We start from the raw sequence: 24520 nt of genomic DNA, 5'->3' as shown, positions 1-24520 counted from the left end.
TCACTTCAACATGAAGCATGACAACATACTGCGCGTTAACTTTATGTCAATTCCGGAAATGACGTAAAGTTCTGTCATAATTTCAATATCTGAATGTCTAGAGTTATCTAAGTATTATTGCTTTAGAAAAAATGAAAGCGAATACATACTCTTTGGAATGGAGTGAATAACTTGAAAAATCAATCAAATCTTGCTGAATCCACTGTGATTGCTCCGGAGGTCGAAAGTAAGAAAACAAATTTCTTCACGAAGTTTAAAACCGCTTATGGTCCAGGAATTCTTGCCGTGTTAACGTGGCTTGGCGCCGGGGATCTGGTGACTTCTTCTGTTGCCGGTGCAGATTATGGATATAGTTTAATGTGGATTTTAGCTCTGTCATTAATTCTTCGTTTTCTTATCGTTAATGTTATTGCACGGTTCCAGCTTTGTAACACAGAGGGTTTAACCATTCTTGAAGGCTATGGACGTATCCACCCATTTTTCGGTTATTTCATGTTTGGTTATGCATTAATCATGGGCCATCTGTTTAATGCCTATATGATTAAGGGAGCGGGAGAGGTATTATCGACACTCTTCCATGTCAATCAGCCATTCTTAGCATCAATGGTAGTTGTAGGATTAGTGTTTATGCTTATTGGCAGGAATATTTATAATAGAATTGAAAGTGTAATGAAAGTGCTTTTGGCATTATTGACCATTGCCTTCTTGTTCCTGGCCATTCAAGCTACACCGGATGTGGGGCAAATCATTAAAGGAACAGTTGGTTTTAGCATTCCAAGTGATACTGGCGTTCATGGAGCATTATTGGTGGCGATTTCAATTATCGGTGCAGTGGCAGGATCGATTTCGAACTTTGTACATCCATATTTCATGAAGGAAAAGGGCTGGACGAAGCCGAGTCATGTCAAGGTTCAAAGAAATGACTTACTGTTTGCCATCGGAGTTTGCATTGTGATTAATTTAGCCATTTGGGTGGTTGGGGCAGAAATTTTAAAACCGAATGGAATTCATGTGGAAACGATTGATGACTTGGCAATGGCATTACAAATGTCGTTAGGACAATTTGGCTGGTACATTTTTTATCTTGGGGTATTTGGCGTATTGTTCGCGAGTATAGTAGGGAAATCAACTGGTTTTCCAAGATTGATAGTAGATGCCTTTTACGTAATAAATAAAAACCGACGCGAAAAGTACAATGGTAAATATGAAAAAGATCCAATGTTTAAATGGATTATGATATTTGTATTAGTTACGCCGCTTATTTGGTCCATTCCCGGCATGCCAGGTTTCATTGCATTGACAATTGGCGTAAATGCAATAAATATAATCGGCTTTCCGGTAATCGCAATTGGCATGCTCGTGCTTTCAAATAAAAAAAGCTTGATGGGAAAATATAAAAACAATTGGTTCGAAAATATTATTCTAACGTTAGCTTCCGTTTTAGCGATTTGGTCCGCCGTTCAATTAGCTACTACCTTTTTTTAAAATAATGGTAGATTATAGATAGAGGCGTAAAACAAAAAGGTTATGTCAGCATTTGAACCCGATGGGGTCCTACTTTATTGGAAGTGAGGTATCAATGATGAAACCGAAAGTAATCGTTTATAAGAAAGTGGATCAAAAGGTGTTGGATTATATTCAAGAGACTTGTGATGTCGTTTATTTTGAGGGTCTTGATTCACAAAACTATCCTGAATTTCTTCAGGAGCTGAAGAACGCACAAGGTATATTAGGCTCAGGATTAAAAGTGGATAAAACTTTACTGGATCAAGCACCGCAATTAAAAATCGTCTGTAATTCATCGGTTGGTTACGACAATTTGGATGTAACCGAGTTGTCCAATCGAGGAATCATGGCTACGAACACTCCCGAGGTATTGAACGAGACAGTCGCCGATACGATCATGGGTTTGATGCTCTCCACAGCGAGAAGAATGCCTGAGTTGGATCAAATGGTAAAGTCAGGGCAATGGACATCGAATATAGGAGAAAAATCGTTTGGGTTGGACGTCCACCATAAAGTATTAGGCATTATCGGGATGGGCGGAATCGGATCTGCCGTTTCAAAAAGGGCCCGTTTTGGGTTCGATATGAACATCTTATATCACAATAGATCCAGAAACGAAGACGCGGAACAAAAGTATGGAGCTACATACTGTTCCCTGGAAGATCTGTTAAAGCAATCTGATTTTGTCTGCTTGATGACACCGCTGACTCCTCAAACCGAAAAGATGATGGGGGAAAAAGAATTCAAGCTCATGAAAGAGTCCGCCATCTTCATCAATTGTTCAAGAGGGAAAACAGTGGATGAAGAAGCCCTGATCGATGCGCTAAAAAAAGGAGAAATTCACGCGGCAGGACTGGATGTCTTTGTACAGGAGCCCGTCCAGGAAGACAACCCGCTGCTTTCCATGAAGAATGTCGTCACTCTGCCTCATATCGGTTCCGCAACATATGAAACCCGCCTGAAAATGGCGATGCTGGCCGCAACAAACCTTGTCGCCGGATTACAGGGCGAAACTCCGCCTACGTTGATTAAAGCTGGCGTAAAGGTGAAGTGATCTTTTATAAATTAAGCTGGATAGCCTTAATTGGGGCTATCCATTTTTTTGTTTGGATTATTATTTTTTACTCATCCCGCAAAACAAAAAGCCCTCCCATAAAGGAGGGCTTTTATATCAATTCCCCAGACTTTTGTTATTCATCAACCACATCTGCCATTTCATCAAAATCGGAAATTACGATCTATCAAACAGTTCAGCACAAGAAATACCTAGGTTTGAACTTCTTAGTCGCTCTGTTGTTAGCGCTTTCAATTTTTAGATTATTTCAAGCTCATGATCATCCTACTGGAACCTACTGAATCCTACGGATACGTACAAGGACCAGAAAAAATAATAATTTCAATCAAAACCCTTCTCACTTTTTTACCTTTTCATGTGTTATGTTTTTAATATAGTGACTGGGGAGGGACCGTATTGAAAAAGAGTATAAGGATATTACTATTGATTATGATTGCGGTGCCTCTTGCGGGCGAATTCAAGTTTTACCCCTTCAATGATACATTCAGAGTCAGTTTGGGAACCCCCGTCTTCTTCTTGTTTTTACTATGGGGGAGGAGCATCCACCCGATTATTGCAGGCATAGTGACGGGAGTGAGTGTGTTTTTTTTGCGTTTTTCACTGGCTGTCGGGATACGGGACATATCCGTTGAGGATGCGATCTATCTTCATGTTCCCGCCTTTTTCTACTACTTCATTTACGCGTTGGCCTTTCATAAAATGAAATTGAACGAACGGCACGATCAGCCGTTTATGATCGGGCTTTTAGGGGTATTGATCGAGCTTTTTGCAAGTGTATCGGAGATGACGATCCGATCCATCCTGGCGAATCAGGGCACACCCTTGTTAGCCATTGACCAACTTGTTTTAATCGCCTTTATTCGAAGCTTTTTCGTTCTCGGCTTTTTTAATATATTAAAGCTAAGAGAAGCGAAATCCGCAGAAGCGGAGCAACGCATCCAAAAGGAACAAATGCTGCTTTTCATTTCAAGTTTGTATGAGGAATCGGTTCAACTGAAGAAAACGATGCAGAATGCGGAAGAAATCACCCGCACTTGTTATGACTTTTACCGTCGGATAAAAACAAGGGGGACTAATGGAAGCGATGCGCAAACTGCGTTGCAGATTGCCGGTCTCGTGCATGAGATCAAAAAAGATAACCAGCGGATTTATGCGGGGCTGTCGAAACTTATGTCATCCAAAAACCTGCAGGAATATATGAAGATCGAAGACCTTGGTAACATCATGATCGTGTCCAATAGACGATATGCAGAGTCCCTTCGCAAAGTTATTACATTTACCTTGCATATAGATGATGACCATCCCCCCTATCATGTATATATGGTATTATCATTAATAAATAATTTATTGGCCAATGCAGTGGAAGCCATTGAAGAAGAAGGATACGTATCACTGCATGTGAAAAGGAAAGATCAATTCGTGGAGTTTTGCATCTGTGATAATGGCCCCGGCATTGCGCCAAAGCAGAAGGAAATCATTTTTACAGCAGGTTATACAAAGAAATTCGATGCGGCGGGAAACCCTTCGACGGGAATTGGCTTATCGTATGTGAAACAAACAGTTGAAAAATTTGGAGGACATATCAGGCTAATGGATACCTATAAAGAAACCGTATTCATCGTAGGAATTCCGATTGATGCTATTATGGAGAAAGGGCTAACGAGATGAATTATTTCATTATAGATGACGATCCTGCCATTCGGGGAATGTTGACAGAGATAATTGAAGACGAAGATTTAGGCAAAGTGGTGGGAGAAGCAGAAGACGGAGCTTTAGTGAATAATGGCTTGTTGTTTTTAAAAAAAGCAGACGTTGTCTTAATTGATTTGCTCATGCCATTAAGGGATGGAATTGAAACAATCAGGTCTCTTGCTGATGGATTTCAAGGAAGATTTGTGATGATATCGCAAGTGGAAACGAAAGAAATGATTGGTGAGGCGTATAGATTAGGAGCGGAATACTACATTACAAAACCGCTGAACCAAGTTGAAATTTCATGCATATTAAACAAAGTGAACGAGCGAATACTGGTGGATCAATCGATCCAGGGCATCCAAAAGTCGTTGAACGTGTTTACGGACCGCCCGAAGTCTTCTAAAACCTTTCATACAAAAAATATCATGGAAGCCGGACGGTCCTTAATTTCTGATTTAGGTATGATTGGCGAAGGGGGAAGCGAGGATTTATTAAACATTTTAGGATTCCTCCAAAATGAAAAGCATAGACTCGGTCCTGCCTACTCGTTTCCATATTTAAAGGAGATTTTTGCTGGGATTGCTGCTGAAAAGCTGGGAGATCAAGCGAAAGAAGCCGAAATCCAGAAAGAAATGAAAGCTTCCGAGCAGCGTGTCCGTCGCGCTCTTAACCAGGCACTCATCCATATCGCTTCATTAGGATTGACGGATTATATGAATCCAAAATTCGAAGCCTATTCATCCACATTTTTTGATTTCTCGGAAGTCCGAAAAAAAATGCTGGAGCTAGAAGACAAAAGCAAAAAAGTAAGCAGTCAGAGCCGCAATAATATGAAAAAATTTATCCAAGTGCTGTTTATGGAAGCAAGGCAGATGATGAAATAATAAACCGGTAACACAAGCGGAATAGATTGAAAATTCACAAAAACATTTTCTTGTTTTTCGTTGGAAGAAGCATAAAGGCAAATCCGTTTATATGGGATTTGTCTTTATCGCTATTTTCTCCGTATTCTTATATGACTTTGTTTCAATTCTATAGAAAAAAGAACTAGCGATGCAATGAGGCTTTCAAATATGTACATAAAAATAACCAGCCAAGCTATTGCTCAACTGGTTACTGGCTTTCTGTTAAATTAAAGTTTAAAATGACGATTCATTATGGCAACTGTTGTGCAAAATACATTGATATCATTCGGAATTTATGATAAATTAGTATAGAAACACATTTAGATATATACAAAAACAGTTTACCCCTTACTATAAGTATAAGGTAAAACTCACCTCTAGTCAACCCCTAATTTCTCATTTTTTAAAGGAGTGACCGTTATGAACAATGAAATTCGGCAGGAGCAAGAACGTTTGAATGAGGTGATAGAAACCATCACGAAACAAATCAGCAAAATTGAAGGAGAAACTTCAAAGCGTAAAAAAGAAGTTGTTAATATCCGTAAACACTTTTGGGATGACCTCAAGGTTAATATCGATACTTTCGATGATTACCTTGAGACCATCATTGGCTTGAGGCAGCAGGCTCAAGACTTGTCACAAAGCGAAGGCGCACATAGATATGCCTTCAAGAGGCTGTCAACACTGCGCCGCATGCAGGGAGTGCCTTATTTCGGCCGGATTGATATCACTGAAGAAGGGTCTCCCCTTACGGAACAAATTTATATTGGGACGTCCACTCTTACTGATGCAACAGGAGAAAACTTCATTATCTACGATTGGAGGGCCCCGGTTTCGAGTGTTTATTATGACTATCCTCCCGGTCCTGTAGAATACTCCACTCCCGGAGGCGTAATTCGGGGAATGCTGGAGAACAAGTGGCAATACACCATCAAGGGCGGCGTTATCGAATCAATGTTCGATACGAGTCTCACCATTGGGGATGAGATCCTGCAGCAGGTACTGGGCAAGGGAACGGATAAGCATATGCACAGTATCGTGTCCACCATTCAACGTGAGCAAAATAGGATCATCCGGAACGATCGCGGACGTTTGCTCATTGTTCAAGGTGCTGCTGGCAGCGGGAAGACATCGGCTGCCCTTCAACGGATCGCTTACTTGCTCTATAAGAATCGAGAAAGGCTGAAAGCCGATCAAATCATTTTATTCTCTCCTAACTCCATGTTTAATAACTACGTATCCAATGTGTTACCCGAACTTGGCGAAGAGAATATGCAGCAGGTAACATTCCAGGAATATCTGGATCATCGTCTGACTGACTCGTTTCAAGTTGAGGATCCTTATGAGCAACTGGAATATTTGCTGACTGGAGCGGAGGATCCTTCCTATAGCACCAGGACAGCAAGTATCCAATTTAAGGCATCCATTCGCTTCTTTGAAATCATCAAGACCTACAGACAATCACTGGAGCAATCTGGAATGATCTTTAGAGGGGTAAAGTTCCGAGGGGAAACGCTCGTCTCCGCCAAACAAATCTCGGAAAGATTTTATAACACAGACACCACATTAAGATTTCACAATAGGATTGAAAAGCTGAAAGAGTGGTTATGTGAGCTACTTGATGAAAGGGAAAAGTTTGAGTTAAAACAACCTTGGGTCGAGGAGGAAATCGAGTATCTTAGCAAAGAAGACTACCAAAAGGTATACACCCATTTAGAGAAAAAACGCGGCCATGATGAAGATTCCTTTGACGATTATGAGATGGAAAATAAAATGCTTGCGCGTATGATTGTTCGAAAGAAATTGAAGACGTTACGCAAGCGGATAAAAGCACTTCATTTTATAAATATTAAGGGCATATACAAGCAACTTTTTGACGAACAAATACGGATCGAACTGTGGAATGAGGGTGAAACACCTGCCGAAAGGGAAATTTGCTTATCAACCCAAAAAATGCTGGACGAAGGTAAACTGTATTATGAAGACGCGACTCCATTTTTGCTGCTGAAGGAGTTAATTCAAGGATTCCAGTCGAATACTTCTATAAAATATGTGCTTGTAGACGAAGCACAGGATTATTCTCCATTTCAATTCGAGTTTTTGAAACGATTGTTTCCTTCTGCCAGGATGACCGTACTCGGTGACTTCAACCAGGCAATATTCGCTCATGCCAGCGAACGGGTGGATTTCCAGACTCTTACCAGTTTATACGGGATAAGTGAAACCGAGAGCATTACCTTGGATCAAAGCTACAGATCCACAAAGCAGATTATAGAATTCACACGTGAACTAATTCCAGAAGGCCACCGAATTAAGGCATTCAATCGTGAAGGCGAGAAGCCGGTACTCACTCAAGTGTCCAGCCGTGATGAATTGCACCGCAAGGTCATGTCTAAAGTCAAAGACTTTCAAAGCCGTGAGTACAATACAATCGCAATAATCTGTAAATCTGCTGCCGAAAGTGCCGCCGCATACGATGCCCTTAATGCCCACGGTGAAATTAAACTCGTACAGAAAGGCACAGATGAATATGAACAGGGTGTAGTTGTTATACCGGCTTATTTGGCCAAAGGCATCGAATTCGATGCAGTCATCATTTATGATGCATCCATGCAAACATACAGTGATGAGAGCCTGCGTAGATTGTTCTACACCGCATGTACCAGGGCTATGCATGACTTGCAAATTTATACGGTTGGCGAACCCAGTCCCTTCTTGAAAAACGGTGCAACGGAGAGTTTACTTCTGACCTCGAACTAACAAAGAATGGAGTCATTATTAGTGCTTCCTTTTTTCTCCTTTAATTATATTGCTCTTTTATCGAAATACTATAAAAGAAAATCTTTAGAAAAGGAGGAGATGGATTGACTAACGATAAAGAAAACAAATCCGTAAGAATTGATGGCGCGGAAACGGGAGCAAATCATGCTGCTGGTGAAGCAACAACTCAATCAGTTAATGATGGTCATTATCATTATCCAGGGCCCATGGAAGAAGGCTATAGCGGAAATACAGGAAGAGCAGTACAGCCTGCCGGGAAAAAAGATCCTGATGTTCCTCAGAACAAAGACACATTTAATTACACCCGTAATGTAAAGTAGATCCGTCCAACATCATATACTTGGAGGTGAAGGAAATGAGTAAAAAGACAGGAAGAGGTCGCATCGCACCAAGTGTTAACCCGCAGGGACATGGAAAAGATGTGGAATTCTCCACCGAGCCTAAAAGCGATCTTGAAAACAAGGCAAAAAAGTCCAATACAAAATAAACGTATTGGATAAAAATGCGGTCATACTTTATAAGGAAAGCCCTTCTCTTAGTCGAGAGGGGCTTTTATAATCTAGAAGGCTTTAATCATCATATTGGTTTGGTTATGGAAAAAATCCAATCCTTACTCCTCGTTTTTTGTCGATGAATCATACGTTTTTGAAGCAGCGGGATGTGAAAGAATAAAAGGATGGGGTTACCGTTAAAAAAATACCAAATACATATACTGCTGTGCTAATATGAAAGACTGAACTTAAATAAATGAGAGGAGTTACAAATGAAAATAAATCGATTAATAGCGAACAATATAAGCCATTTGGATTCATCACTGCCAGACGACCAATCATTAGGAATTGCTGGTTTATCAGGTTCCGGGAAGACGACTTTTTGTCAAACCATTGGCGAAGAATCCAAGAAGCGTCTCGTTTCCTTATTGCCGAAGTCTGAATATCAGTATTTATTCCCTAATATTATGGAAACCAACTTCAGTGCCATCAAGATGGAGGAAATGCCTCTGGTCCTTTTTCTCGGCAAATCATCCATTTCAGCTAATCCCCGTTCGACCATTGGCACACATACTGGTGTGTTTAAAGAGATACGTGTTTGTCTTGCAGAAAAATTCAATCTTTCTCCTGAAGTTTTTTCATTTAATAATGCCTTAGGCTGGTGCCCCACTTGTAAAGGACGCGGTACGACGAAAAACGTCGAATGTCCAAAGTGTGAGGGGAAGCGCTACAATCAAGAAGTCGAGCAATATACCATTGAATTATTAGACCGCCCGCATACTATATCCGATATCAACAACTTAAGCATCGAGACGATCCTTTCACTCGCAGAGACCTTACATATAAGTGAAGCCAAACAGCATATTCTCCAAAATATAATCAATATGAATATTGGTTATTTAGGCTTGAACCGTATTATGGGAACAGTGTCGGGAGGGGAATTAACCAGGCTTTATTTGGCCGAATTCATGGCAACAAGTGAAAATACCGTGATCATCATCGATGAAATCTCCGTCGGTCTTGATCATCAAACCCTTTTGAAAATTTTGGAGCAGATTAAGCAATTAGGTTATAAAAATCAAATTTGGCTCATTGATCACTCCGACACGGTGTTGGATAGCACGGATGACCAATTGTTCTTTGGACCCGGCAGCGGAAAATATGGCGGGAAAATCGTTGAGGAATCACCGCGGCCCAAACCAATCAGCTGGAAGCGTAATGAAGCAGCGCCAACGGAATCCTATCAATTTCAGGATCTCTACTGCCGTAATATTCAAATGGAAGAAATCCGGATTCCCAAGAATAGACTCGTTACCTTTACGGGTGAGTCCGGCTGCGGTAAATCTACACTAGTCAATGAATGCATCTCCAAAGATTTTCAGAAGCGGTATCCAAAGGATAAGTTGGTCATGGTCGGGCAGGACCGAAATAAATCGATCACCAGCCGGTCGACCGTTGCGACGTTTCTTGATATTAAAAAGAAGCTAACCAAATACAGTGATGAAATTGATGATATTTTTCAGCGTTCGATCGAAGATATCATCGAAGAATTGCCATCTGAAGACATCGCACATAAACGTTTGAGCTTATTGATCAAACTTGGGCTTGGTTATTTAACGTTAGAAAGAAAAACACAAACATTATCGACTGGTGAATTTCAATGTGTCCACTTAGTTTCCGAGCTGTTTGCAAAGACAAGAAACCCACACACGCTGTTCATTTTTGACGAGCCTTCAAAAGGGTTATCGCAAAATATTTTAAACCAATTCATTGACAGTGTCAGGGTCATTCTGGAGGATGAATCCGTCTCCATCATCATGATTGAACATAATGCCTATATGCTGGAAAGCTCGGATTATATCGTGGATTTTGGCAAAAGACAGCTAACGCCTGTCCAGCATCTTGACGTTGTCAGTCATGATGATTATTACAGTCACAAAAACAGTGACGAACGGGTGGAGCCATTGCATATCTCTTCGACGCTCCGGTCAAAAACTGGTATCGATTATTTACAGGAAAATCATCTGGACTATTTCAAAAACGCAGAGAACGTCTATAAGGGCGGCATTTTAAAAAGCTTATCACCAATCGCTCGCGTGATTTATGGGGAGTATGAGTCCGACACGATTGCACCTGTGATCGCCATTGATCTTGAACGGCACTTGTACAGCCAATATACGTTTCTTTATGAATTGGGCGGAATGATCAACCATATAGTGGCTGCACATCCGACCAATAAGGATACAAGAAGCTTCGATTTCTATTCTGCAGAAAATCATTGTCCAAGCTGTTCGGGACGCCGGGTCATTGAAAAATTCGATTTCGATGTAGTCATACAAGACAAAAACGTGCCATTCTGGGATGGTTTATTACATCCGGACGTGATGGAAGTATTAAAATATTATCAGCATTCCAAACTGCAATTCCTGTTTGATGAGATCAAGAATGAACTAGGTCACGACATTAGTAAAAGCTATAATGAGATGACAGATGCCGAAAAACATACCTTCTTATATGGGTATTGGGAAAAGTCCTTTTACGATAAAGCAGGCAAGGCATCGCGAATTTGGGAAGGGTTCAATTTCATCATTGGGCGCTATATCTTCGTATCGAAATCAATCATTAAAGAGCAGATGAAAGAAACAAAAGAGATGATCGACTGTCCAGTCTGTCAAGGAACGGTTCTCAAACATCATAAAAAGCTGATGTTTGGTGATGCGGACATTCGCGAGATCATCCAACAGCCAATCGATCAAGTCATCAAAATTGTAGGTAAGCTGCCGCAACTGGAAAAACTAAAAGCGATTGTGGGCGGCGATATCGCACTCATTGATGATGTCTCATTCCTTCCACGTGAAACAAAAGCGGCGTTGAAAATGCTCGAACTCGAACTAGCAAGCTTTGTCGGCTATGAAGTGGTTTTACAAAATACCCAACCATTCTGGGACAGCATTAAAGGCAATATCGAAGCAATCAGCAGCAAAAATCAGATCACCATCTGTGACTTTGCCAATATTAACGAAACAAGAGAAACCATTATTGATAAATATTTCACCAATGGCAAATACAAAAAACTAACCTATGTCTATGAAGCATTCGGCTACAAAAAAATCGTTACCCAAATCAATAAAATTAAAGCAAGTCATAAATGCCCATTCTGTAATGGCAAGAAAGTCATTTCAGAAGACAACATCCATGACGGTGTGTATAAATTAACAATCCCTTGTGTGAGCTGTCATGCCAGTGGCATCGATGATGAAGGTCGCAAAGAAATCGTCGAAAGCATCGACGTCCAGACCTGGCTGACAGGGAAAGTGAAGGATGTCGTGGCCGAAGGTGAACGTACCGAGGCCGTGGCCGATATCCCCATTTTCGCCCGGATACGTGAATTGAACAAACGAGACATGATGGCGGTTTATCAATGCCTTGACGAGAAAAAATAAATGTAACAGCACTCTATTGAAAATCAAGTTTGTCTACAGTTTTATAAAGGTTTGTACAATTTGACCGTCGATTTCCACTCCAGGTACTCGCTTTCCGCGGGCGGTCCGGGAGCCTCCTCGGCTCCTTTGCGCCTGCGGGGTCTCCCTTGGACACGTTTCTCCCGCAGGAGTCTCGCACCTTCCGTTCCAATCAACTTTGGTTTTAAATTTAAATAAAAACCATATTTGTCTACAAACTAAAAGTCCGCCATTTACGGCGGACTTTTTTATTATTTTCCAGGATGATCTTCTTGATAAACGGGAAGTGTTATTGAAATCGTTGTTCCCTTATTCAAAGCGCTAGTTAAATGAAGTGTACCATTCATCGTTTGGATGGTCTTGACTGCCACCATAGATCCCAACCCAGTCCCTTTTTCTTTGGAACTGTAATAAGGCTCACCAAAACGATTTATTTGTTCCTTGTTCATTCCCACTCCATTGTCACTGATTTCGATAATGATATCGAAATTATTTACATAAGAAACAATATTAAGTTCCCCGCCGTTTGGCATTGCCTCTATACCATTCTTGATGAGGTTTAGGAAGCATTGCTTGAAATGCTGAATATTCCCCCGGGTGATGCCTGGAGCCAACTGATTAGATATAGTAACTAAATTCATGTTAGCCAATGGTTTGATCATTTCAATTACATATCCTATTTCACGGTTAATTAAAATATTTTCCACTTTTTCGATTGCAGGTTTTGCAAATGCTAAGTATTCACTGATAATGGATTCTGCACTATTAAGCTCTCTAACTACATGTTGTATATATTGTTCTCTTACTTCCTGAGTCAGATCAGGAGCCTTTAGCAGTTGAACAAATCCTTTCACAACCGTTAAAGGATTTCTAACTTCATGTGAAATGCTGGCTGCAAGCTGACTGACTACCTCCATTTTTTCAAGCCTTATCATTTGTGTCCGGATTATAATGGCATCCTTTAAAATTTCCATGATATAAACAGCTAAACCAATGATGAAAGGAGGGAGGATGATAAAGTAAAATACATACGCCTCCGTTATTCGAAAATGATCAGACATAGCGAGTGAAATGAAGCTCGTTAGTATTCCAAGACACAAAATTAATAATATCGAGCTATTAAGCTTATTTTTTCGATTGAAATTTTTGAATTTGGAAGAAAATAGAGCCGTTATAATAAAAATTACGATATATACAATTAACGTAAGTAAATTAAAGCCATAAAAAGCAAACCTAAAAGATAATATGATGACTAACAGGGCAGACCCTACAGGCCAACCACCATAAAGGGTTCCTATAATAAAAGGGATTTGCCTGAGATCATGGACACAATATTCATCGATATAAATAGGAAACTTCATACATAAAATAATAGGAATGCTCATGCATGCAGTAATAAGGGTCCTGACATACTGACTTAACCTTTTGCCATGATCTAATAAAATGTAATAAATCAAAATACTTACTAAGATATAAAAAAGATTATCTAATATGTTTTGATTGATATAAATAAAATTCATAGGATTCTCCTGAAAAAGTAACCGTTTGGTTTATTATACAAGAATAACACCAAAAAAGAGAATCTTAATAAGTAATTTATTTACAGAACGACATTTAAATTTAAAATAAGTGATCATTAAGTACGCCTTTATAAGAAAAATGAATTTATTAATAAAGTTTGTCGTTAGATTGTTATATAGGGGTGGATGAAGTAGATAATGTGATTTTGTTTAAAACAAAGAAGGAAATAATTGAGGATAAAAAGGTTATTATAAATATTGAATATCAACATGCTTGAATGTTGATATTTTAATGAATTAAACTGGCGATAATTCTATAAAGAGCTGTGACGACGATCAGCTCTTTTCTTATGCGACGAACAGGGTGAACAAATAACAACTACATATAGATTAATGCAAAAATAACATGGATACGTAATTGACATCATGAAGAAATAGATAAAAAACTCAGTAAGCATGCTATCCCCTAATGTAAAGGCGGCCGCAACTTCATTATAATAATAAACAAAATCAAATAAAGGAGTTCGAATATGATTTCTTTGAGTGTACTGGATTATTCTCCAATTGACGAGGGATCGAATGCCCATGAGGCTTTGTGGCAAACTACGGAATTGGCAAAGTGCGCAGAATCTCTCGGTTTAAACGGTTTTGGGTATCCGAGCATCACTTTGTTGATTCCGTGGCCAATAGCAGCCCTGAACTGCTTATGATGCATTTAGCATCTTCAACAAAAGAAATACGAATCGGATCTGGTGGGGTAATGCTGCCGCATTACAGCAGTTATAAAGTGGCTGAAAACTTTCGGATGATGGAAGCTCTCCATCCAAATCGAATAGATATAGGGATTGGAAGGTCACCGAGTTATCGAATTGTAAATCAAGCATTAAATGATGGGAAGAGTAAGAAGCAATCATATGATCAACAAGTAGTTGATCTAAAAAAATATTTTACAGACAATACAGTGGATGAACATCGTTTTCAGTCACTGATTGCGACACCAAGAATACCTACTAAACCAGAAATGTGGATGTTGGGAACTGGTGAAAAAGGGGCTGAAGTTGCTGCAACTCTAGGGACAGGATACGTATTTGCCCATTTTGCAAAACCAGGGACAAAAGGGATACATACTGTAAAAGGATATCGAAGTAAATTTACGCCTTCTGCTTTTCTGCAACGACCTACAACGATCATTTCATTATTTGCTATTGTTGAAGAAACTGAAGAGAAAGCTGAAGATTTAGCGAAAGCATTTGATTTATGGTTACTCTTTGTAGAGTCGAATAACCAACCGCCATATTATCCATCCATTCAGACAGCAAAAAGCCGCGGTTTTAGTTCGATTGAAGAACATAAAGTAAGACAAAATCGCAAACGAATGATTGTTGGAACGCCTAAGCAAGTAAAAGAAGAAATTGAAAAGATAGCAGAAGCTTTCGAAACAGATGAAATAATGATTATACCTAATGTATCAGGAGTCGAAAATCGAAAGAAAGTCATTTCTTTGCTCGCAAAGGAATTTAAACTTCATGAAAGAAAGGGTTAGCATAGAATGGCTTTAATGCACTCCCGTTTTTTCTCTTACATCGTGGAATGCCTTTCAGCTTTGCTGAAAGCAAAACTGAAAGTGCGAATTGAGCTTAAATGAGTGAAAATGGACAATGGTAATTAAATAGTTTAGACGTATCAATGAAGTTTAAATTTTCGGTCATTTACTTGCGAAAGGATCTTTGTTCCCGTATTTATCACTGTGAATGACGTTAGAAGTAAGATAGTGATATATCTCATCGACAATTTCGATCCCGTTTTGTTTACTTTCTTTTTCCCTTGAAGCACTCCTTTGACCGGGATATGTAACCTGATCGAATCCAGGTGCTGGCTTCATCCCGCTTAAATCAGTCATTGTCTGGGAAATGTTTTGCTTGAATATTTCGGAGTTTGTGAAGAATCCCGGATGTATGACAATATGCAGCTGCCCAAGGTTACGGCCTTGGGAAAGGTCACTATACAAGGTAGAGACCTGGTTCCCGAAGGGTAGTCCCAATAAAATGCCGGATAAAATGTCGACCATCATCGCCAGCCCGAATCCTTTTGCGCCGGCAATCGGCAATAATCCATTGACCTGAAAAGGATCCATTGTAGGTTCACCATGTTGATCCACTGCCCAGTTGTCCGGAATTGATTCGTTTTTTGAACGTGCATCAAGGATTTTTCCCCATGCCTTTACTGTGGTAGCCATATCAAAAGTGATCATTTCGTTATCTTTTGACGGCGCGGCGAATGCGATTGGGTTAGTTCCGTAATAGGGTTCCGAGCCGCCAAACGGGACTGCCATCGGATCGGCTTGGCATACTGAAATTCCAATCAAACCTTCTTTTGCTGCTTGTTGGACAAAGTAGGAAAGAGCCCCGCTGTGGGAAATTCTTTTTACCCCAACGAATGCTACGCCTGTTTCTTTTGCAATCACAATCGCTTCATCCATCGCTAGTTTGGCTGCAACATGACCAGGGCCGTTATCACCATGATACACGCCTGCACTTGGTCCCGTTTTCTCGAATGTAAAATTAGGGTTTGTGTTGATACCGCCTTTGGCAATTCTCTCGGAATAATATTCAACCCGGATGGCCCCATGTGAATGAATTCCCCTTGCATCTGCAAAGACAAGCACATCAGCGACGATGTCAGCGTGCTCTTTTTTAAGGCCTGCCTTGTGCAGTTTAGTCTTGATCAAGTCTTTTAAAGTTTCCTTTGGGATTTTCAACCATACCGCCTCCTGAAAATGAAATGTGATCAAATCCGTTACTGATATCAGAAGCAGTTTATACTCGATGGCTTCCAAGTGGGTGTTATCTCTTTGTCCTCTCCAATAAACGATCTATGGAATCCTGTATATGGCTGGAGATCGCAATCTCGGCTCTATATACATCCCTTGTCCGGATAGCATCAATGATTTCCATATGTTCCGATGGTGCGTCTTTTTGGTCGACCTCCCCTTTGACGTGATAAAACCGGCCTATATGAAGATGGCAGTGCAAGCCCTTATACGCTTCGTATAAAAACGAGTTTCCTCCAGCTTTCATGATGGCATGGTGAAATTGTTGGTCTAAATGAGTGAAATCGAGTATTTTTTTGTTGGAAGCACCTGTGTTTGTGGAAAACATTTCATCTGTAAGCGCGGCCATTTCTTCCGTCACGCTTACATTATTTAAGCGAATCATATTCCGGACCGCATGCGTCTCCAGTAATATCCGGGCCTCTAACATTTTCGCCATATTTTCCGCATCTAATATGTCACTGACACGATACCCCTTATTCGGTTCCAAAATGACTAAGTTCTCGGAGTTAAGACGAGACAATGCTTCTCTGAGAGGTATGGCGCTAATGTTGATTTGCCGGGTTAAATGGCTGATATTGATTTTTTGACCCGGCGATAAATCCCATTCAAAAATCTTTTCCTTTAATAAATTGTATACATATTCCGTTGTCTCTCCGCGTTCTTTTTCCTTTATCATCGAAATGCCCCTAACTTTGAAAAAATTCTATGAGAAAAAGTGTTGTAACAACTTAAATTATAACTGAAGCAGCCCCTATCAATAAGATAAAGTGAATCCATATTGATATCAAGAATAGACAGTTTGGAAGGAGACCGCATAATCTGCTGAAAAGCAGCAAAAATATATCCTCCTTACTAATAATTATATATGATATTTGATATAAAATGGAGGGATTATATATAATATTTTTGAAATAATCATGAAATATTTTATATAAATATATTATCTATTGTTAAAAATGCTGTATTGACAACGTTTTTGAATAATAGACTGAATCTTTTGATTTTGTATATTTACATAATTGTATATTATGTGATATATTCTTGGAAACGATTACATATGATTTTTGGAATAGTATTCTATAAGATAAACAGTTTTCTAAAGAGCATTGATAGGCAGACAAAATCAAGTTTGGAACGAAAGTGCTTTATATTAAGCTTTTCCTGATTGGATTTGTCCATCTATTAGCAGAAATAACTGTGAAGTGAAAAAATGTGATCGTTATTTTTCAAAGGAGGAATCTTCAATGAGCACATCGCTAAGTAGAAAAAATGCATTTTATGGCCATTTCATAAATGGGCAATGGATATCCGATCAACATACAATCGCTGTTATGAACAAATATAACAAAGAAGAAATCGCCCGGATTGGCAGGGCATCCCGCGAAATTGTATCTGAAGCGGTGACCAATGCATTGGAAACCTTTAATACGAGAAAGCTAGATTCCAATCAACGCTACGAGATTCTAATGCGTGCAGCGGATATCTCTAAAGAGAGAAAAGAAGAACTGGCGATGACTCTGGTACAGGAAGTCGGTAAAGTATTGAAGGATGCCAGAGGGGAAATCGATAGAGGAATCCAAACGATGATAGCTTCAGCGGAAGAAGCAAAACGGATTGCCGGTACAGGCGTTCCTTTGGGGCAGTCTGGAAACGACAATAAGATGGCTTTCACCATCAGGGTTCCTGTTGGAGTTATCGGTGCGATCACCCCGTTTAACTTCCCGTTCAATCTCACCATTCACAAGGTGGCTCCTGCGTTGGCAGCGGGTAATACAATCGTGTTGAAGCCGGCTGAAATGACGCCGCTCATTGCATGCAAGATAGCAGAAATCTTTTCCGAAGCTGGATTGCCCGCAGGTTTCCTTAATGTGGTTAACGGGTTTGGGCAGGAAACAGGTCAATACCTTTTGGAGGATGAACGAATTGCGATGTTCACTTTTACAGGGAGTCCCGGCATAGGCCGACACATTAAGAGCAGTACGGGAATTCGTAAGGTTACTTTGGAATTAGGAAATAACTCCCCAAATATCATTCACAAGGATGTCCCTGATTTAGACAGAGCAGTTGAGCTCAGTGTCACGCGAGGGTATGTGAATGCAGGGCAAGCCTGCATCTCTGTGCAACGCATCTACGTTCATAGAGATATCTGCGATGTGTTTGTAGAAAAGGCAGTCAAGGTGGCACAGGGCTTGAAGGTTGGTAATCCGGAAGATTCCTCCACGGATATTGGTCCTATGATTTCCGAGAAGGAAGCAAGGCGTGCGGAAGAATGGATTCAGGAGGCTGAGCGTCTAGGTGCCAAAGTGGTTTATGGAGGGAAAAGGCGGGATTCGATTCTAGAACCTACTATATTAATAGATGTGAAACCGGAAATGAAGGTAGTCTGCCAGGAAGTGTTCGCGCCGGTGATCAGCATCATTCCTTTCGATAACATAGAGGAGGCTTTCCGTCAGGCCAATGATACGAAGTTCGGCTTACAAGTTGGTTTATTTACATCCGATATCACTTTAGCCATGCGGGCAACACAGGAACTTCATTTTGGCGGTGTGATCATCAATGATGTTTCTACATACCGTGCCGACATCATGCCGTATGGGGGCGTGAAGGACAGCGGAATTGGCAAAGAAGGACCGCATTATGCTGTGCAAGAGATGACAGACGAAAAACTTGTCGTCATCAATCTTTAGACTTGGGAGGTAAGGGATATGAGAAACACATGGGATTTTTATTCTACTGAAAGAATCGTATTTGGAAACGGGGCGATCGGGCAATTGGATTCAATCCTGCAAAGGTTAAAGGCGAAAAACATTTTGCTTGTTACTGACCCAGGGATTAAAAACGCTGGTATCGTGGACAGAATTTCATCGTTGTTGGAGCAAGCAAATTACGAAACAGTTATCTATGACCAGGTCGTACCGGAGCCGCCAGTTGATTCGGCGATGGACTGTTATAAGTTTGCTAAATCTCAAATGGATATTGATGCAGTAATTGGCCTTGGCGGAGGAAGCAGCATTGATATGGCGAAGATTGTCGCTTTGTTAGTCGCCCATGGCGGACATCCCCTGGACTATTATGGCGGGGAAAACCAGGTTCCTGGACCAATCGCTCCTCTAGTAGCGATTCCGACGACTGCTGGAACCGGTTCAGAAGTGACATCAGTAGCGGTATTGACCGATGTGGAAAATAACCTGAAAGTTGGTATCTCGGATAACTACTTAAGACCAACCGTTGCTCTGCTTGATCCAGAATTAACGTTAGGGCTTCCCGCTTATGTAACAGCTTGTTCCGGAATTGATGCTTTATCACATGCGATAGAGGCATACACAGCCAAACCTTCTGCATATATCCAGGCAGAAGGAAACATTTTATTCCAAGGTTCAATCCCCATAAGCGATGCACTCGCCTACAGAGCTATTGAATTGATTGCAAAAAACCTGCCGCTTGCGGTCCAGCAAGGGAGCAATCTCGAGGCCCGTTCCAATATGCTAATGGGCAGCCTGCTTGCTGGTATGTCCTTTTCAAATGCAGGTACAGCAACAGCCCATGCATTGGCTTACCCAATCGGAGGGCTAGTAAAGTCACCACATGGAGAGGTGACCGGGCTCTTGCTTCCATATGTCATGGAATATAATGCAGCTGTAGAAACAGAAAAAATGGTGAGGATTTCCCAGGCATTTAATGTGAACTCGGATGGCCTCTCCGATAAGGAAGCTGCTTTGACTGCTTCAAAAGCTGTGCTTACCCTGCTTGGGGAAATTGGACTGCCTACAAAGCTAAGGGAGATCGGGATCAAAGAAGAGGATATTCCCGAAATTGCTGAGAAGACCCTCCAAATCGATCGCCTGATACGGAATAACCCAAGAGTGCCAACGCAGCACAGTTTAGAAGAATTGCTTAGAAATGCTTTATAGATTGCTTTTAAAAGGAATGGTATCCATTGAAGGTTAAGCATCATAACCATTCATGATGGATCTGCAGACCGGGACGGAAACGATTTCACCATCTAATAGAATATAAATGGAGAGGAAGATGAAAATGTCTCTTATGCCTTTTACATATAGTATGCCGACACGGGTGGAATGCGGTAACGGAATATCTGGAAAAACAGGGGAACTAATTAAGGAATTAGGTGTATCGAGTGTGCTGATCGTAACAGATAAAGGGGTTAGAGGAGCCGGTCTCTTACAAGGCATTGAAAAATCCCTTGCTTCGGCAAACCTTTATTTTGAGATTTATGATGAGGTAGAGCCTAATCCATCGGCTCAAACAATCCAACAGGGGACAGTGTATCTTAAGCAACAAAAGATGGAGGCGGTTCTGGCTGTAGGCGGAGGAAGCAGCATTGACACAGCCAAGGGCATCGCGGCAATGGCTACTAATCCCGGCCATATCCTGGATTATGAAGGAGTTGGTAAGATATCCAATCATCCGCTCCCGATCATAGCAATCCCGACTACGGCTGGAACTGGCAGTGAAGCTACTAATTCGACAGTGGTAACGAATAAGGACACTTCTTTTAAATTAGGTGTACTTAGTTCACTTCTGTTTCCAAAGCTAGCTATATTAGACCCTGCCCTTACATTAAATTTGCCTCAAGAGATTACTGCAGCTACTGGTATGGATGCTCTGACTCATGCAATTGAATCTTACACCTCCAAATCTGCCAACCCTGTCAGCAAGGCTTTCGCGATGCAGGCCATTAAGATGATCGGTGAAAATTTAACACGATCGTACTTTGTGGGAACGGACATGGAAAGCAGGGAAAACATGCTTGTAGCCTCCCTGTTAGCTGGTGCAGCCTTTTCACAATCCCGCCTGGGTAATGTACACGCCATTTCCCATACATTTGGAGGAGTCTTTAATATCCCGCATGGCATTGCAAATGCAGCATTATTGCCATTCGTCATGAGATTCAACCTGCCGGCGTGTGAGGATCAGTATAGAGAAATTGCAATAGCTTTAGGAAGGGATGTAAGCGGTTTATCCAATGCACAAGCAGCCGAAAAAGCAATCGATACCATCATCGGAATGAATCGGAGCATGAATATTCCTCTTAATATTAAAGATCTTGGAGTCTCATTGGACGTTTTGCCGAAATTAGTGGAAGATTCCATGCGAAGCGGTAACGTGGTCGTTAATCCAAGGCTGACGAAGGCATCGGATATCCAACTGATTATAGAGAAGGCTTATGAGGGTGACTTTGAAGGATTTAATAATAGTAATCGAAATGCAAGCAGTGCAAAAAAATCAGAAACGGCCATCGTGAATGTATAAAAACCATTCAATATGAAAATCACCTGGAATTTCATTCGAATCAGTTTCCCCTTTTTAACTTTTTTCGGACATATGGATTTCCCGCAGCATTTTTTCTACCTGAATATAATTATCTAATGAGGTGACGTATGAAAAAGACCAATGGAAGATGGCTTGTAGTGGTACTCCTTTTCGTCGCAACAACAATCAATTATATGGATAGGGCAATTCTGGGCATTGCAGGACCCTCGATGATGAAGGATCTTTCGCTTTCGGCAGTAGAATTCGGGATATTGGGGTCAGCATTCTTTTGGTCGTATGCCTTAATGCAGATCCCGGTCGGGGTAATCGTTGATAAATTGGGGGCACGCTTAACCTATTCGATTGCCATCGTTTGGTGGTCTCTCTGTACGGTGTTTACTGGAATGGGACGTTCGCTTGGCGGACTGATCGGTATCCGCGTTTTAATGGGAATCGGAGAGGCTCCAGCGTTTCCAACCAATACTCGCGTTATTTCGGACTGGCTGCCGTCACACGAACGGGGCATTGCAAACGGGATTTTTAATTCTGGTACAGCTATCGGGATTGGCATAACGACACCCATTTTAGCATGGATCATCCAGGCTTGGGGATGGCAAGCATCCTTTGTGGTAATTGGATCCATCGGTTTTGTATGGCTGGCATTCTGGTTATTCTTTTTCAAAAACCATCCGGAGCAAAGCAAGATTGCAAACGAGGCCGAAGTAGCCTATATCAAAGAAGAGCAAACTCAAACTGAAAAAGCGACGACACTAAACATCTCGCCATTTAAATTTTTCAAATTCAGAAGTGTTTACCCTATGTTATATGGCTTGTTTGCCCATAACTATCTTACGTATTTAATGATGACCTGGCTTCCCACTTATCTTGTAGTCGAAAGGCAAATGACTCTTTTAAAAGCCGGGTTTTTCACGATGCTACCTTGGATCATGTCCTTTCTGGGAAATATCCTAGGAGGAGTGTTGTCGGATTTCTTGATAAAAAGAGGCTGGAATTCCATCAAAGCAAGAAAAACTGTTTTAACCATCGGCATGCTTTTTCCATTAGCCATAATACCGACTATCTATACAGACAGTGCCATAATGGCACTTACGTATATCTCAATAGCAATCGGCGGTGAAGGATTGGCTGCGGGCATTCTCTGGGCCACTGTTTCGGATGTAGCTCCAAAGGGTGCGGAAGGAAAGCTTGCAGGGCTGCAAAACTTCGTGGGGAATATCGCTGGCTGGATTGCTCCTGTAGCAACAGGGGTCTTAATAGCGAAGTTCAATAATTTCAATATAGCCCTGATCATACCTGTAGTCATTTGCCTTATTGCTGCTGTGGGGTATACATTCGTTCTTAAAAATGAAAGGATTTCGATTAACACGGACATAGACGGGGGATCTAAAGTTTCAGGGCTATAATCTTTTTGTGTATATAATGAAGCGCTTTGCAAATACAACGAAAAAAGGAGACATATTCATGCTGAAAACTAGTGGATTGGTCAATTTAACTGAACTGAAAATGTATGTAAACGGTAAATGGACTGCAGCACAAAACGGAGAAACTTTACCAGTAACAAATCCATCAACAGGGAAAGTTGTGGCAAGGATTCCAAATGGAGGACGCCAAGAAACGAATGCGGCAATAACAGCTGCTGAGGAAGCGTTTAAAATCTGGTCAAAACTGACAGCACAGGAACGCAGTAAATATCTAAAAAAATTGCATGACCTTATGCATGAATATAAAGATGAATTAGCAGAAATCATGAGTATGGAAATGGGCAAGCCCTTTACGGAAGCCCGGGGTGAAGTGGATTTTGCTGCAAGCTACCTGGAATGGTTTGCTGAAGAGGGCCGCCGGATTTATGGGGAAACGATCCCTGCTTCTGCCGCAAATAAAAGGCTATCGGTGATTCGCCAGCCGATTGGAGTGGTTGCTTCCATTACCCCTTGGAATTTCCCGTTAGCTATGATGACGCGGAAAGTAGGACCTGCCATGGCCGCTGGATGTACAGTCATTGTCAAACCTGCAAAACAATCTCCTATTAGTGCGTTAGCGTTTGGTAAATTGGTAGAAATGGCGGGAGTGCCTGCCGGAGTGGTCAGTATCGTGACAGGGAGTGCCGGACCCATCTCGGATGAAATTTTTGAAAACCCGGTAGTAAGGAAAATATCTTTTACCGGATCTACTGAAGTAGGCAAATTGCTGGTTACCAAGTCAGCACCGCAGCTCAAGAGACTTTCCCTAGAGCTTGGAGGACACGCGCCCTTCATCGTTTTTGAGGATGCTGATTTGGAAGCCGCAGCAGCTGGTGCCGTTGCAAGCAAATTCAGGAACACCGGACAAACGTGCGTATGCGCAAATCGAATTTATGTCCACCGTTCTGTCATCGATGAATTCTCTTTACTTTTTGTTGAAAAAGTAAAAGCTCTAAAAGTCGGAAATAGCATCGATCCAACCGTTGAAGTCGGGCCGCTTGTCAGCAGTGATGGCCTGGAAAAGGTAGAGGAACATGTACAAGATGCCTTGGAAAAAGGTGCCAGACTTCTTTGTGGCGGACAAAGAGTTGAAGGGGAATTGGCTGATGGATTATTCTATGAACCGACCGTACTGGGTGGAGTGAACAAGGATATGCTCATCACATACCAGGAAACATTTGGACCGGTCGCACCAATCATCCCGTTTGATACAGAAGAAGAGGTGATCGAACTTGCCAACAATACAGAGTACGGGCTGGCCGCTTATTTTTACACACAGAATATAAGCAGGGGAGTCAGGGTATCCGAAGCTCTGGAGTTCGGCATCATTGGGTACAACGACGCCATTCCTACCGTTGCACAAGCCCCATTTGGCGGCATGAAAGAAAGCGGCATGGGAAGGGAAGGCGGCCATCAAGGCCTTGAAGAATATTTAGAAGAAAAATATATATCGATGGGTTTTTAAAATAGGGCAAGAAAGGGCTTAAGGTGAAGTCGA

The 24520-nt window shown here is 41.3% G+C and carries 17 protein-coding genes; 14 read left to right on the top strand and 3 right to left on the bottom strand.

What is annotated here, in order from left to right; translation table 11 throughout:
• The first annotated feature begins 171 nt into the window (after positions 1-171).
• From ACFX4H_RS13070 to ACFX4H_RS13035, 8 genes are all read left to right on the top strand, one after another.
• Positions 172-1485, top strand: a complete 1314-nt coding sequence (locus ACFX4H_RS13070; protein ID WP_053536195.1) for an Nramp family divalent metal transporter — start codon at positions 172-174, stop codon at positions 1483-1485.
• Between the two features lie 97 nt (positions 1486-1582).
• The gene (locus tag ACFX4H_RS13065; RefSeq protein WP_377435642.1) at positions 1583-2560 is read left to right on the top strand and encodes a 2-hydroxyacid dehydrogenase; all 978 of its coding nucleotides are present in this window, start codon (positions 1583-1585) and stop codon (positions 2558-2560) included.
• A 417-nt stretch (positions 2561-2977) separates the two neighbouring features.
• Complete coding sequence (locus ACFX4H_RS13060) at positions 2978-4249, top strand: ATP-binding protein (RefSeq protein ID WP_377435534.1); 1272 nt, start codon at positions 2978-2980, stop codon at positions 4247-4249.
• The gene (locus tag ACFX4H_RS13055; RefSeq protein ID WP_377435532.1) at positions 4246-5160 is read left to right on the top strand and encodes a response regulator; all 915 of its coding nucleotides are present in this window, start codon (positions 4246-4248) and stop codon (positions 5158-5160) included. Before ACFX4H_RS13060 ends, ACFX4H_RS13055 begins: the two co-directional genes overlap by 4 nt.
• A 441-nt stretch (positions 5161-5601) precedes the next feature.
• On the top strand, positions 5602-7941 hold the full coding sequence (gene helD / locus ACFX4H_RS13050; protein ID WP_377435530.1) for an RNA polymerase recycling motor HelD: 2340 nt from the start codon (positions 5602-5604) through the stop codon (positions 7939-7941).
• A gap of 104 nt (positions 7942-8045) precedes the next feature.
• Positions 8046-8282, top strand: coding sequence for a hypothetical protein (locus tag ACFX4H_RS13045; RefSeq protein ID WP_134784169.1), 237 nt, complete (start codon positions 8046-8048; stop codon positions 8280-8282).
• A 35-nt stretch (positions 8283-8317) separates the two neighbouring features.
• A complete protein-coding gene (sspL, locus tag ACFX4H_RS13040; RefSeq protein ID WP_034304091.1) occupies positions 8318-8449 on the top strand; it encodes a small, acid-soluble spore protein L in 132 nt (43 codons plus the stop codon).
• Between the two features lie 276 nt (positions 8450-8725).
• Positions 8726-11896, top strand: coding sequence for an ATP-binding cassette domain-containing protein (locus ACFX4H_RS13035; RefSeq protein ID WP_377435529.1), 3171 nt, complete (start codon positions 8726-8728; stop codon positions 11894-11896).
• A gap of 269 nt (positions 11897-12165) precedes the next feature.
• Here ACFX4H_RS13035 and ACFX4H_RS13030 read toward each other — a convergent pair whose 3' ends face one another.
• Positions 12166-13434 (bottom strand): ATP-binding protein, encoded by a 1269-nt coding sequence (locus ACFX4H_RS13030; protein WP_377435528.1) that lies wholly within the window; start codon positions 13432-13434, stop codon positions 12166-12168.
• 595 nt (positions 13435-14029) lie between these two features.
• Here ACFX4H_RS13030 and ACFX4H_RS13025 point away from each other — a divergent pair.
• On the top strand, positions 14030-14977 hold the full coding sequence (locus ACFX4H_RS13025; protein ID WP_377435526.1) for an LLM class flavin-dependent oxidoreductase: 948 nt from the start codon (positions 14030-14032) through the stop codon (positions 14975-14977).
• 162 nt (positions 14978-15139) lie between these two features.
• Here the strand turns inward: ACFX4H_RS13025 and allD are convergent, their stop codons facing one another.
• Positions 15140-16192, bottom strand: a complete 1053-nt coding sequence (gene allD / locus ACFX4H_RS13020) for an ureidoglycolate dehydrogenase (RefSeq protein WP_377435525.1) — start codon at positions 16190-16192, stop codon at positions 15140-15142.
• Between the two features lie 85 nt (positions 16193-16277).
• Positions 16278-16943 carry a GntR family transcriptional regulator gene (locus ACFX4H_RS13015; RefSeq protein ID WP_249597205.1) on the bottom strand — a complete coding sequence of 222 codons (666 nt, stop codon included), beginning with the start codon at positions 16941-16943 and terminating at the stop codon, positions 16278-16280.
• A 568-nt stretch (positions 16944-17511) separates the two neighbouring features.
• Between ACFX4H_RS13015 and ACFX4H_RS13010 the strand changes: the two genes are divergently transcribed.
• The 5 genes from ACFX4H_RS13010 to ACFX4H_RS12990 all read left to right on the top strand — a co-directional run bounded on the left by ACFX4H_RS13010 (position 17512) and on the right by ACFX4H_RS12990 (position 24487).
• A complete protein-coding gene (locus tag ACFX4H_RS13010) occupies positions 17512-18954 on the top strand; it encodes an aldehyde dehydrogenase family protein (protein ID WP_323603490.1) in 1443 nt (480 codons plus the stop codon).
• 18 nt (positions 18955-18972) lie between these two features.
• Positions 18973-20178: a hydroxyacid-oxoacid transhydrogenase gene (locus tag ACFX4H_RS13005; protein WP_377435522.1), complete on the top strand. Its 1206-nt coding sequence runs from the start codon at positions 18973-18975 to the stop codon at positions 20176-20178.
• 118 nt (positions 20179-20296) lie between these two features.
• Positions 20297-21541, top strand: coding sequence for an iron-containing alcohol dehydrogenase (locus ACFX4H_RS13000; RefSeq protein WP_377435520.1), 1245 nt, complete (start codon positions 20297-20299; stop codon positions 21539-21541).
• 128 nt (positions 21542-21669) lie between these two features.
• Positions 21670-22965 (top strand): MFS transporter, encoded by a 1296-nt coding sequence (locus tag ACFX4H_RS12995; RefSeq protein ID WP_377435518.1) that lies wholly within the window; start codon positions 21670-21672, stop codon positions 22963-22965.
• Between the two features lie 58 nt (positions 22966-23023).
• Positions 23024-24487, top strand: a complete 1464-nt coding sequence (locus ACFX4H_RS12990; RefSeq protein ID WP_377435516.1) for an NAD-dependent succinate-semialdehyde dehydrogenase — start codon at positions 23024-23026, stop codon at positions 24485-24487.
• Positions 24488-24520: the final 33 nt, after the last annotated feature.

This window comes from Peribacillus sp. YIM B13477, from assembly GCF_042787955.1.
GTDB classification, from domain to species: Bacteria; Bacillota; Bacilli; order Bacillales; family DSM-1321; genus Peribacillus; species Peribacillus frigoritolerans.
Note: the sequence above shows the minus strand (reverse complement) of the source record. Positions and strands in the feature narration are given on the sequence as shown.